This is a genomic window from Cloacibacterium normanense, from assembly GCF_003860565.1.
Taxonomy (GTDB): Bacteria; Bacteroidota; Bacteroidia; order Flavobacteriales; family Weeksellaceae; genus Cloacibacterium; species Cloacibacterium normanense.
The window spans coordinates 1,183,129-1,195,951 of sequence record NZ_CP034157.1; the positions used below are offsets into that span (position 1 = coordinate 1,183,129).

The window sequence follows — 12,823 nt, forward strand, 5'->3', positions numbered from 1 at the left end:
TTTTACAAATATAGTTTTAAAAAAATCGCTGTCAAAGATTTTAGACTTTCAGTCATAAAAAAATCCGTCAGAATATTTCTAACGGATTTTATATAGAATTTTAATTAAAAAACTAGTTCGTAGCTTTCATCATTTGTCTGGTGATTTCTGCTTCTTTTTCTTTTGGATAAGTAGAATCATAAGGTTTCATCACTTCAAACAAATAAGAATAAAACGGTGTGATTTTTTGTACTTTTTCAGCTTCGTTGAAGGCTTTTTCTTTTCCTGCCATCTGTAAATCACTGATGAAATTTTTAAATCTCTTATCAATCGGTTCGATGGATTTTAACAAGTAATTGTAACCTTTATCTTTTTGACCGATTTTCTTATACGCATCAGAAACCGCTCCTGTTACCAATGAATACAAGATAGGTTGAGCATTCATCTGTTTTTTCACATATTTTTGTTCATATTTAGAAAGCGACAAATAATAGTCATATTCTTCGAAAATATCTCTTTTTAATTGCTCTGCCAATTTCAATCCTTTTTGTTCTTGACCTGCAACAATATATCCATAAACCATTGCACTTAGAGAACGAGGGTCGTTATATTTGGTAGAAGGAATTTCTCTGCTTGCCAAATCTAAAACTTCGATAGCTTTAGCTTTTTTACCTTCTAAAGTCAATGCTTCTGCGGCTCTACTTGCAGAACTTCTGTAACTTACGATATTCTGTGTACACGTTTCGTCCATGTGAACATTTAGATTTTTGAAATTGCCCCATTTGTAATTTTTGACAATTTTATATAAATCTTCAGCGTCTACTCTTCCCATTTCGCCATCTTCTCTTTCTTCTGTTTTAATAGGCACTAATCTATAACTGAATCCATCAAATTGAAGATATTCTTTCAAATAGAAAATGTTTTCGTCATCATAAATTCCACCCACTGAGAAATTGATAGGACGTTTCCAATCGAAATTCGCCAAAATATCCATCAAAATATAATTGGCTTTAAACATATTTCCTCTTCTGTAGTCTATGGTAATTTGGTCTACTGTATTCGGTAAATCTTTAGCAGAAATGATTCCAGATTTCACGGCATTTGCTTTATTTACAGGCAAAACAAATCTAGAAACAGGCAAGAAATTAAAACGCTCATATTTATCTTCTCCAAAAAGTAATTTTAAAATTTCATCTTTTTCTGGACTTCTTTTTCTCAAGAAATTTACGGCGTCTTTGATGTTCATAGAATCTTGAACCATATATTTTTTGTAAGGCTCAAATAAACTCTCTGGAACTCCTGCATCTACATTATTCTGAATAAAATTTTTCCAATCTTCTGCAGAAAGTAAAACCACTTGATCATTGGTTCCATCTCTGTATTCTTCGTGCGTAAGAACTGACGGAACTGGCATTGAATTGTATGTTCTGCGTTTTACTTGGTCTATATTCCAAGGTGTTCCTAGAAGCGTGAAATTCACCACTTTTACATCATCTCTGAATTGCTCCGTTTCTTGCAGTCCCCAAATTGGATACGTATCATTATCACCATAAACAAAGAAAATATCATCTTTTGGAAGGGATTTTAATGAAGAATAAGCAAAATCATAAGCTGCATAACGTTCACTTCTATCATGAGAATTATAGTTTTGGAAGCCCATCATCAATGGAACTCCTAATAAAACAATTCCAGTAACCCATGTAGCAGCATTTGATTTAATTTTTTCTTGTAAATACCAAAGAATTGCTGCAGCTCCAAAACCTATCCAAATCGCAAACGCATAGAAACTTCCTACCATTGCGTAATCTCTTTCTCTTGGTTCAAAAGGTTTTACACCGGTGTAGAAAATAATTCCAAAACTGGTTAACACGAATAAAGAAAGTAGCGCCCAGAATCTTCCAAAATCTTTGTTGAATTGGAAAAATGCTCCCAAAAGTCCTAAAATCAATGGTAAAAAGAAGAAATAAACCGTACTTTCATTTTTGAATTTTGCAGGCATATCTTTTTGACTTCCCCATTGCATTTCATCAATTACAGGAATACCAGAAACCCAGTTTCCATTGGTATTTTCCATGTGACCTTCTAAATCGTTCTGTCTTCCTACAAAATTCCACATGAGATATCTTACAAAATAATATCCAATTTGAAATTCTACAAAATACGTAAGATTCTGTGCCAATGTAGGTCTATGAACCTTGATTAAATCATATTCTCTGGCTTGTTTGTAATCATCAAGCGTGATGCTTCCGTCTTCAAATTTTTGTCTTAATTGGTCAAAAACTTCTTTAGCCTGAGGATTATCTGCAATATCTTGATTGTCATAATTGAATTCAAAATCTGGCGCTCCATACATAGAAATGTAATTGCTCATCACGGTTTCATCTTCATTGAACATTCTCGGCATAATGCTTACATGTTCTTTAGAATAAACGTAATTAAAACGCTCTCCTACAATATCATAACGACCGGTTTTTTCGTTTTTCTCATAAACATCACCAGTTTTCTGCGTTTTATAACTACCATCATCATTTTTTTCAATTCCATAATTGTCTAAATATGCAGTATAGTTTTGTCCGTAAGAAGTTGGCCAATCTCCGTATTGTTCACGATTGTAATAATCTAACATTCCGATGGCGTTATCTGGATCATTAAGGTTCATTGGCGGATTTGCATTCGCTCTAATCGGAATGACTAACCAACAAGAAAAACCAATAATCATGTAGATTACTGATAGTGCGATGGTTTGATATAATTTGCTTTTAGATTTTCTAGCATAAGAAATTCCTATATACATTAAAGCAAACAAAATGATAAATGCAACAATTGTTCCTGAATGGAAAGGTAAGCCTAATCCGTTCACAAAGAAAATTTCAGATTTACCGAAAAGACTCATGATAATTGGGAAAATCCCTTTGAAAACTACTGCTAAAATGAAAAGTGTCACCAAATTAGCGATGATAAAACTCTTCCAAGTAAATTCATAATTTCTAGCGTAATACACCAAACAAACTGCTGGAACTGCTAACATTACCATCATGTGAACTCCTACAGAAAGCCCTGTAATGAAGAAAATTAGAATGAGCCAACGTTCATTATCACTGTCATGATATTCGTTTTCCCATTTCGTAATGAGCCAAACCAAAAGTGCAATAAACATAGAAGACATAGAATAAACCTCTCCTTCTACCGCAGAAAACCAAAAAGTATCTGAAAAAGTAAAAGCTAAAGCACCAATGACACCAGCAAATAGAATGGCAATTTCGTCTGAAACGGTTACATCTTCGAAATCTTTATTCAAAAGTCTTCTTACGAAATGCGTAATCGTCCAAAATAAAAATAATATGGTGAATGCACTGAAAAGCGCAGACATAGCATTGATAATTATAGAATATTTAGAACCATCTCCGAAGCCAAAAATAGCTGCAACAGCACCCATTAATTGGAATAATGCAGCACCAGGAGCGTGAGTAACTTCTAATTTTACAGCAGATGAAATGTATTCTCCGCAATCCCAAAAACTAAAATTAGGTTCAATAGTAGATAAATAGGTGAAAAATGCAATGGCAAAAACCACCCAACCTAAAATGGTGTTCCATTTTTTGAAAGTCCAATTCTTCATAGAAATTTTTAAAAATTTACAATGTTGCGAAATTAAGTTTTTTTATTCTGATATTTTCTAAAACATAGATTTATTAAGAATATTTTAAGAAAAAAAATGAAAAAATAAATTTAAACATTTGTTTGGCTTAAAATTTGGTAAAGAATTGAACAAAAAACATGAAAAAAATCATTTCTATTTGCTTTCCTTTCAAAATGTTAGGACAAAATGATAAATTTATTTGATTTTTTTCTTATTTTTGCAAACGGTTTTTTAGAGAAAAATGAAGAAAATGACGAACGTTTTTGATAATATTCTCGGGTTAATTGGTAATACTCCAATGGTGAAACTTAATGAAGTAACTAAGGATATTCCAGCAAAAGTTTATGCTAAAATAGAATCTTTTAATCCGGGGCATTCTACTAAAGATAGAATCGCGCTTCATATTATAGAAGCTGCCGAAAGAAAAGGTCTTTTAACTCCTGGTGCTACTATCGTAGAAACCACTTCTGGAAATACGGGCTTTTCTATCGCTATGGTAAGTATTATAAAAGGATACAAATGTATTCTTTCTGTAAGTGATAAAACCAAGCCAGAAAAAATTGCTTATCTTAAAGCTTTGGGTGCTACTGTATACGTTTGTCCTGCTTCTGTTCCTGCAGATGATCCTCGCTCTTATTATGAAGTAGCGAAAAAAATTGCAGCAGAAACGCCAAATTCTATTTACATCAATCAATATTTTAACGAGCTGAATATAGACGCACACTATTCTTCTACTGGTCCAGAAATTTGGGAACAGACAGAAGGAAAAATCACTCATCTTTTTGCATGTACAGGAACTGGTGGAACACTTTCTGGTTCTGCTAAATTTTTAAAAGAAAAAAATCCTGATATCAAAATTATTGGTGTAGATGCAGATGGTTCTATCCTAAAAACCTATCACGAAACAGGTGAAATAGACCCTTCTGAAATTCATTCATACCAAATTGAAGGATTAGGAAAAAATCTTATTCCATCCGCTTTACTTTTTGACAGAATAGATCATTTTGTGAGAGTAAATGATGAAATGAGTGCTTATTGTACTAGAGAAATTGCTCTTAAAGAAGCGATTATGGGCGGTTATACTACTGGAGCTGTTTTACAAGCACTTAGACAATATGCAAATGCAAATCCTTTCTCAGAAAACGATTTAGTAGTCCTTATTTTCCCTGACCACGGTTCTAGATACATTACCAAAGTATACAGTGATAAATGGATGGAAGAACAAGGATTCATCAATAATTGTGTCCATAATTACGAAGAAGTTTTTAAAACAGAATACATTAAATAAAAATAGAATTCAGATGTCCTTCTTGGCATCTGATTTTTTTAAAATTTAAAATACAAATCTACAATATCATCGAAATGAAAGATATTTTTGAAAGAATTAAAGAAAATCCTGGTCCTCTAGGTCAATTTGCAGATTATGGTGAAGGTTATTTCATTTTCCCAAGATTAGAAGGCCCAATTGGCCCGAGAATGAAGTTCCAAGGAAAAGAAGTAATTTTTTGGAGTGCAAATGATTATTTAGGACTTTGTAATCACCCAGAAGTTCTAGAAGCTGACGCTAAAGCAGCTGCAGAATACGGAATGTTCTATCCGATGGGAGCTAGAGCAATGTCTGGTGAAACAGAACAACACTTACAATTAGAAAGAGAATTAGCTGATTTCGTAGGAAAAGAATCTGCTTATTTATTGAATTTTGGTTACCAAGGAATGTTATCTACAATTGATGCATTGGTTTCTAGACATGATGTAATTGTTTATGATTCTAATTCTCACGCTTGTATTGTAGATGGAGTTCGTCTTCACATGGGAAAAAGCTTCATGTTCCGTCATAATGACATGGATAGCTTCGAAAAAAATATTAAAAGAGCGACTAAAGTTGCAGAAGAAAACGGCGGCGGTATTTTAGTAATCACTGAAGGAGTTTTCGGGATGACTGGTCAACAAGGAAAACTTAAAGAAATTGCTGAATTCAAAAAACAATACAGTTTCCGTTTATTAGTAGATGATGCTCATGGTTTCGGTACTTTAGGAAAAACTGGAGCTGGAGCTGGAGAAGAGCAGGGTTGCCAAGACCAAATTGATGTGTACTTCTCTACTTTTGCTAAATCTATGGCTGGTTTCGGTGCATTTATCGCTGGAAACAAAGAAATCATCAGATACTTAAAATTCAATCTACGTTCTCAAATTTTCGCAAAATCATTGACGATGCCAATGGTAATAGGAGGTTTAAAAAGATTAGAACTTTTAAGAACAAGACCAGAAATCAAAGCTAAACTTTGGGAAAATGTAGAAAAACTCCAAAAAGGATTATTAGACAGAGGTTTCAACTTAGGAAACTCTAACACTTGTGTAACTCCTGTTTTCATGCAAGGAACACCAGTAGAAGCTACTCTTCTAGTTAAAGATTTAAGAGAAAATTTCGGAATTTTCACTTCTGTAGTAGTATATCCAGTAATACCAAAAGGAAGCATTCTATTAAGATTAATTCCTACAGCTTCTCACACAGATGCTGAAATCAATGAAACTCTTGCTGCTTTTGAAGCTATTCATGATAAATTAGTGAATGGTGTTTACAAAGAACAAGCAGAGAAACTTCTTGCTGAACAAGGTTTAGAATTTAAACCTTTATAAAAGTAAAAAATTAAAACTTATATAATCCGTGAGAAACTCTTCTGACGGATTTTTTTTATTCCAAAAATCTATAGGAAAATCATACCTTTGCAAAAATTCATTTTTTTGAAAGATTTACTGCTCATCACTCCTCCATTTACCCAACTCAATACGCCGTATCCTGCAACTGCGTACTTGAAAGGATTTCTTAATACCAAAAATATTTCGAGTTATCAAATCGATTTGGGAATTGAAGTTATCTTAGAAATTTTTTCCAAAAAAGGAGTTAGTGAAATTTTTAATGTAAAGCCTGCAAATTTATCTGAAAACGTTCAGAGAATTTTCGCGTTAAAAGAAGAATACATCAAAACCATAGATGAAGTTATAGCTTTTCTTCAAAACAAAAAACCAACACTTGCAAGGCAAATTTGCAGTATGAATTTCTTGCCAGAAGCATCCAGATTTAATCAGTTAGATGATATGGAATATGCTTTTGGAAACATGGGACTGCAAGACAAAGCAAAACATCTCGCTACCCTTTATTTAGAAGATTTATCAGATTACATCATAGAAAATGTTGATGAAAATTTTGGATTTAGCAGATATGCAGAACGACTGGGAAGAAGTGCTAATTCATTTGACGAATTGTATCAAAAACTTCAATCAGACAAAACTTTCGTAGATAACTTTACTCTTGAAATTTTAGATAAAAAACTTACCGTAACGCAGCCGAAACTGGTTTGTTTTTCCGTTCCGTTTCCTGGTAATTTGTATTCAGCGTTTAGATGCGCTCAACATATCAAAAATCATTATCCAAAGATTAAAACGGCTTTTGGTGGCGGTTTTGCCAATACAGAACTCCGAGATTTAAAAGACAAAAGAGTTTTTGAATTTTTTGATTTCATCACATTAGACGATGGTGAACTTCCGATAGAATTACTTTTTGAAAACGTTTGTCATTCTGAGCAGAGTGAAGAATCTTTATTCAAGCGAACCTTCCTCTTAGAAAACGGGGAAATTGTTTATAAAAATAACTCAGAAAGACACGATTATAAACAAGCCGAAATTGGGACGCCAGATTACACAGATTTACCTTTAGATCAATACATTTCCGTAATAGAAATCGCGAATCCTATGCACAGTTTGTGGAGCGATGGAAGATGGAATAAACTCACAATGGCTCATGGTTGTTATTGGGGAAAATGTACTTTTTGCGACATATCGCTCGATTATATCAAAATTTATGAGCCTATTGCTGCTAAAATTTTGGTAGACAGAATGGAAGAACTCATTGAAAAAACAATTGAAAACGGTTTCCACTTTGTAGATGAAGCAGCACCACCAGCTCTGATGCGAGAAGTGGCTCTTGAAATTTTGAGAAGAAAATTAGTTGTGACTTGGTGGACAAACATTCGATTTGAAAAAAGCTTTACACGAGATTTATGCTTTTTACTTAAACTTTCGGGTTGTGTAGCGGTTTCTGGCGGTCTAGAAGTAGCATCGGACAGATTATTGAAACTCATCAACAAAGGAGTTTCTGTTTCTCAAGTTGCCAAAGTCACCAGAAATTTCACAGAAGCAGGAATTATGGTTCACTCCTATTTAATGTACGGTTATCCTACACAAACCGAACAAGAAACCATCGATTCTTTGGAAATGGTTCGTCAAATGTTCGAAATGGGAATTTTACAAAGCGGATTTTGGCATCAGTTTGCCATGACCGCACATTCTCCTGTTGGGAAAAATCCTGAAGAATTTGGCGTAATTCCTCTCTTGAAAGAGATTACTTTTGCCAATAATGATGTGGAATTTCAAGATAAAACCGGAATCAACCACAGTAAATTTAGTTTCGGACTCAAAAAATCCCTATTCAATTACATGCACGGAATTTGTTTTGAAAATCCACTGCAAGAATGGTTTGATTTTAAAATTTCAAAAACCACTATTCATCCTGATTATATTCACGATTGTTTATTAGAAGAAGACCACTTTAGCACCAAACCTAACGCTAAAATCATTTGGACAAGTGTAAAACCGTTAGTTGAATTTTATACTAAAACCAAAAAAGGAAATTCTTGGGAAATGGCAACACTTACCTTCCATGAAAAGACCAATGTTTTTAGCATCAATTTAGAAAAAGAAAAAGCAGTTTGGCTTCTTGAAACCATTGATGAAATTTCTATTCATTCTAATAAAAACGTAACATTCAACCAGTTAAAAGCAAAATATGAGTTAGATTTTGATGATTTCGAATTGTTTTGGTATTCTAAGCCGATGCAAATTTTAAAAGAAAACGGAGTCATCTTAACCTTATAAAACAAAAAACTCGAGCAAAATTGCTCGAGTTTTTAATTTATTGTGAAGAATTTTAATCACAAAGGATTATTCCTTTATCATTACTAAATTCTACTACACCACTGTTGATAGAATAAGAAAAAACACTGTTCTTTTCGTTTTCTTTGGTAAAGAATTTTGCAAAATTTTCATTCTGAATTTCATTTGTGAAAATTCTTACTTTACCATTCACTAAAGAAGAAACAATAGCGGCGTGGTTTTTCATGATATGGAAATCACCATTTTTTCCAGGAAGAAGAACTGAATCTACTTCGCCATCAAAAACTACAAATTCCGGAGTTAATATTTTAATATTCATTTCTTTTCAAATTATAGATTATAGATTTTAAATTTTAAATTATTGAAATCAAATCTAAAATCTAAAATTTAACATTTAAAATTTATTAAGCGTTTTCAGCAAGCATTTTTTGACCTGCTTCGATAGCTTCTTCGATAGTTCCTTTCAAGTTGAAAGCAGCTTCTGGTAAGTGATCTAACTCACCATCGATGATCATGTTGAAACCTTTGATAGTATCTTTGATATCTACTAAAGCTCCTTTAAGACCTGTAAATTGCTCTGCAACGTGGAAAGGTTGAGATAAGAATCTCTGTACTTTTCTAGCTCTATATACTACTAATTTATCTTCTTCTGAAAGTTCTTCCATACCAAGAATTGCAATGATATCTTGAAGCGCTTTATATCTTTGAAGAATTTCTTTTACTCTCTGAGCTGTATCATAATGCTCATTTCCTAAAATTTCTGGAGTTAAGATTCTAGAAGTAGAAGCTAGTGGATCTACTGCTGGATAAATACCTAATGAAGCAATTTTTCTATCTAATACGGTAGTTGCATCTAAGTGAGCAAACGTAGTTGCTGGAGCCGGGTCAGTTAAGTCATCCGCAGGAACGTAGATTGCTTGTACAGAAGTAATAGAACCGTTTTTAGTAGAAGTAATTCTTTCTTGCATTGCTCCCATTTCAGAAGCAAGAGTTGGCTGGTAACCTACTGCAGAAGGCATACGTCCTAAAAGTGCAGATACCTCAGAACCCGCTTGTGTAAATCTAAAGATATTATCTACGAAGAATAATACGTCTCTACCTTGACCAGATTCACCACCATCTCTGAAATATTCAGCAACAGTAAGACCAGAAAGTGCTACTCTAGCTCTTGCACCAGGAGGTTCGTTCATTTGTCCGAAAACGAAGGTACATTTAGAATCTTTCATTTCTTCTAAATCTACTTTAGATAAATCCCATCCTCCTTCTTCCATAGAGTGCATGAAGCCTTCACCATATTTAATGATACCAGATTCTAACATCTCTCTAAGAAGGTCGTTTCCTTCTCTTGTTCTTTCACCTACACCAGCGAACACAGATAAACCACCGTGTCCTTTAGCAATATTATTGATTAATTCTTGAATTAATACTGTTTTTCCTACACCAGCACCACCGAATAAACCAATCTTACCACCTTTTGCATAAGGTTCGATAAGGTCGATTACTTTGATACCAGTAAATAAAACTTCAGCCGAAGTAGAAAGCTGATCGAAATGAGGAGCTTCTCTGTGGATTGGCAAACCGCCATCTTTAGATAAATTAGGAAGTCCGTCAATTGCATTACCTACTACGTTAAAAAGTCTTCCGTTTACACCATCACCTGTAGGCATGGTAATTTGGTTTCCTGTTGCTACAACTTCTTGCCCTCTTTGTAAACCGTCAGTAGCGTCCATTGAGATACATCTTACCATATCTTCACCAATGTGTTGTTCTACTTCTAATACAACAGTTTCTCCGTTTGATTTTTTAATTTCAAGAGCATCATAAATTTTTGGTAATTCTTCTACTTCTTGAAAAAGAACGTCTATAACTGGACCGATAATTTGTGAAATTTTCCCTTTAATTTGGTTTGCCATTGCTTTATTTTTTCTTGTGGTGCAAATATAGTGATTCTCTTCAAAATACATAATCAAAAATCAATATTTTTTTTCATCTTTGCACACAGAAAATGTAAGCGGTTTTGAAACTCATAGAAGATTTAAATTTTTATCACGAAAAATCTCCTAAAGTTCTTTCTTTAGGGATGTTTGACGGAGTTCATCTCGGTCATATTTCCATCATCAATCAATTGAAGGACAAGGCAAAAAAAAATAATTTAGAGACTTCTTTGCTCACCTTTTGGCCTCATCCTAGGAAAATTTTTAACCCAAATGACGACCTCAAACTGCTCAATAATTTAGAAGAAAAACTTTTTTTACTGAAACAGGCTGGAATTGACTCTTTATTTTTACAAAAATTTGATGAACATTTCAGAAACTTAACTGGAGAAGAATTTATCCGTGAAATTCTTATCAAAAAACTGAATGTAAAACACATTATCATAGGTCACGACCACGTTTTCGGGAAAAATAAATCTGGAAATTTCGAACTGCTTCAAAAGCTTTCTTCCGAATTAGATTTTACTGTAGAGCAATTACAAGCCATCAAAAATGAAGACGATTTCAATATCAGTTCTACTAAAATTAGAAATTGCTTAGGAAACGGAAACATCGTGGGCGCCAATAAAATGCTAGGTTATTCCTACACTCTTTCTGGAAAAATAATTGACGGAAAAAAACTAGGAAGAACAATTGGTTACCCTACTGCAAATCTAGAAATAGACGAGCTGAAACTTTTGCCTAAAAAAGGTGCTTACATTGTAGAAGTTTTCGTGAAAGACCAATTTTACAAAGGCATGATGAGCATTGGCACTAATCCTACTGTAAATGGTGATAAATTAACTGCAGAAGTGTACATTTTAGACTTCAATCAAGATATTTACGGCGAAGTTATTACGGTAAAATTCAGATATTTTTTACACGAAGAAATTAAATTCGAATCGCTAGAAAAACTCATCGAAAGATTAGATGAGGACAAAATTTTGACCGAAAATTTTAACTTTAGTTAAGAGTTAGAATCATATAAATTTTCAATCAGATTTTATAAAATTAGATTCTTAAGTTTCTATAGTTTTGTGAAAATCATAAAATAAAACTATGGAAGCAGAAATTATAATTTCTTTACTTACTCTTATCGCACTAGAAACCGTTCTAGGAATAGACAATGTTATTTTCATTTCTATTTTGGCGAATAAATTACCTGTAAACCAACAGAAAAAAGCCAGAAGAATCGGGCTTATTCTTGCCGGAGTGATGAGACTTGGTTTATTACTTTTGATTAGTCAAATTATGAAACTAGACCAAGATTTATTTACCGTTTTCGAAACGGGAATCTCAGGTAAAGATTTGATTTTAATTCTTGGAGGTTTATTCCTACTCTACAAAAGCACCGCAGAAATTTATCATAAAATGGAAGGCGAAGATGGCGATGTAACTAAAAATATGATTGTAACGAGTTTCGGACAAGTGATATTCCAAATTTTATTAATGGATTTGGTATTCTCTATTGATTCCATTATTACCGCAGTAGGAATGGTAAAAGAAGTTTGGGTAATGTATGTAGCGGTGATTGTAACGGTGATTATCATGCTTTTTGCAGCAGAACCTATCAGCAATTTCGTGAATAAACATCCTGCTTTTAAAATTTTAGCACTTTCATTCTTGCTATTGATTGGTTTCTCACTAATCGTGGAAGGTTTTGGCAAAGAAATTCCGAAAGGTTATATTTACTTTGCGATGGCATTCTCACTTTTGGTAGATATTATTCAAATGAAAACAACCAAAAAATCTGAACCTGTACATCTTCACGAACATTACAAAGAAGAAGAACAGCATCTTGATAAAGATGTTTTATAAAACAAAAAGCATTCAGAAAATTCTGAATGCTTTTTTTTATGAATTTAAAATTTCTAATTTTATTTTCTTCGTTAAACTTTCATACACCAATTGATATGAATCATCAATGAGTTTTTTAATGAATTCCTGCTTCAATCCTTCACAAATTACAGAATTCCAATGCGTCTTATTCATGTGATAAGCTCCTGAAATTTGGGAATATTGTTCTCGGAGTTCTTGGTTATAATCTGCAGTATTTTTTGCCGAAAAGACCAATGGTTGATTTTCTAAAGCCATTAATAGAAACATTTTACCACCTACTTTAAAGACTAAAGTAGTTTCATCAAACGGAAAACCTTCCGTAACTCCTTTTTTGTTGAGACAATATTCTCTTATTTCTTCGGCTAACATTTTAGTACTTGGTAGTTAGTATTTTGGTAATTAGACTTTTTTATTCTCAATTAAAACAAATTTACTAAATTTA

At 33.1% G+C, this 12,823-nt stretch carries 9 protein-coding genes; 5 read left to right on the forward strand and 4 right to left on the reverse strand.

Annotated features, from left to right (window positions below; all coding sequences use genetic code 11):
* Window positions 1–112: 112 nt before the first annotated feature.
* Entirely contained in the window at window positions 113–3,598 is a 3,486-nt protein-coding gene (locus tag EB819_RS05425) for a glycosyltransferase family 117 protein (RefSeq protein ID WP_069799274.1), read from the reverse strand.
* Window positions 3,599–3,869: 271 nt separating this feature from the next.
* Here EB819_RS05425 and EB819_RS05430 point away from each other — a divergent pair, with 271 nt between their 5' ends.
* The 3 genes from EB819_RS05430 to EB819_RS05440 all read left to right on the forward strand — a co-directional run bounded on the left by EB819_RS05430 (window position 3,870) and on the right by EB819_RS05440 (window position 8,551).
* Window positions 3,870–4,907, forward strand: a complete 1,038-nt coding sequence (locus tag EB819_RS05430) for a PLP-dependent cysteine synthase family protein (protein WP_069799271.1) — start codon at window positions 3,870–3,872, stop codon at window positions 4,905–4,907.
* Window positions 4,908–4,981: 74 nt separating this feature from the next.
* Window positions 4,982–6,256 (forward strand): aminotransferase class I/II-fold pyridoxal phosphate-dependent enzyme, encoded by a 1,275-nt coding sequence (locus EB819_RS05435; RefSeq protein WP_069799269.1) that lies wholly within the window; start codon window positions 4,982–4,984, stop codon window positions 6,254–6,256.
* 105 nt (window positions 6,257–6,361) lie between these two features.
* Complete coding sequence (locus EB819_RS05440) at window positions 6,362–8,551, forward strand: B12-binding domain-containing radical SAM protein (RefSeq protein WP_069799340.1); 2,190 nt, start codon at window positions 6,362–6,364, stop codon at window positions 8,549–8,551.
* Window positions 8,552–8,603: 52 nt separating this feature from the next.
* Here the strand turns inward: EB819_RS05440 and EB819_RS05445 are convergent, their stop codons facing one another.
* On the reverse strand, window positions 8,604–8,888 hold the full coding sequence (locus EB819_RS05445; protein WP_069799267.1) for a FoF1 ATP synthase subunit delta/epsilon: 285 nt from the start codon (window positions 8,886–8,888) through the stop codon (window positions 8,604–8,606).
* Between the two features lie 85 nt (window positions 8,889–8,973).
* Window positions 8,974–10,482, reverse strand: a complete 1,509-nt coding sequence (gene atpD / locus EB819_RS05450) for a F0F1 ATP synthase subunit beta (protein WP_069799338.1) — start codon at window positions 10,480–10,482, stop codon at window positions 8,974–8,976.
* Window positions 10,483–10,586: 104 nt separating this feature from the next.
* Here atpD and EB819_RS05455 point away from each other — a divergent pair, with 104 nt between their 5' ends.
* Both EB819_RS05455 and EB819_RS05460 read left to right on the forward strand, forming a co-directional pair.
* Complete coding sequence (locus EB819_RS05455) at window positions 10,587–11,513, forward strand: bifunctional riboflavin kinase/FAD synthetase (protein ID WP_069799266.1); 927 nt, start codon at window positions 10,587–10,589, stop codon at window positions 11,511–11,513.
* Window positions 11,514–11,601: 88 nt separating this feature from the next.
* Window positions 11,602–12,360, forward strand: coding sequence for a TerC family protein (locus EB819_RS05460; protein ID WP_069799264.1), 759 nt, complete (start codon window positions 11,602–11,604; stop codon window positions 12,358–12,360).
* A gap of 36 nt (window positions 12,361–12,396) precedes the next feature.
* Here the strand turns inward: EB819_RS05460 and EB819_RS05465 are convergent, their stop codons facing one another.
* The gene (locus EB819_RS05465; RefSeq protein WP_069799262.1) at window positions 12,397–12,750 is read right to left on the reverse strand and encodes an MmcQ/YjbR family DNA-binding protein; all 354 of its coding nucleotides are present in this window, start codon (window positions 12,748–12,750) and stop codon (window positions 12,397–12,399) included.
* Window positions 12,751–12,823 lie beyond the last annotated feature (73 nt).

What these genes read in the sequence shown, in the direction of transcription:
- EB819_RS05445 (WP_069799267.1), bottom strand. Translation starts at nt 8,888, where the DNA reads ATGAATATTAAAATATTAACTCCGGAATTTGTAGTTTTTGATGGCGAA.
- EB819_RS05430 (WP_069799271.1), top strand. Translation starts at nt 3,870, where the DNA reads ATGACGAACGTTTTTGATAATATTCTCGGGTTAATTGGTAATACTCCA.
- atpD (WP_069799338.1), bottom strand. Translation starts at nt 10,482, where the DNA reads ATGGCAAACCAAATTAAAGGGAAAATTTCACAAATTATCGGTCCAGTT.
- EB819_RS05435 (WP_069799269.1), top strand. Translation starts at nt 4,982, where the DNA reads ATGAAAGATATTTTTGAAAGAATTAAAGAAAATCCTGGTCCTCTAGGT.
- EB819_RS05460 (WP_069799264.1), top strand. Translation starts at nt 11,602, where the DNA reads ATGGAAGCAGAAATTATAATTTCTTTACTTACTCTTATCGCACTAGAA.
- EB819_RS05425 (WP_069799274.1), bottom strand. Translation starts at nt 3,598, where the DNA reads ATGAAGAATTGGACTTTCAAAAAATGGAACACCATTTTAGGTTGGGTG.
- EB819_RS05465 (WP_069799262.1), bottom strand. Translation starts at nt 12,750, where the DNA reads ATGTTAGCCGAAGAAATAAGAGAATATTGTCTCAACAAAAAAGGAGTT.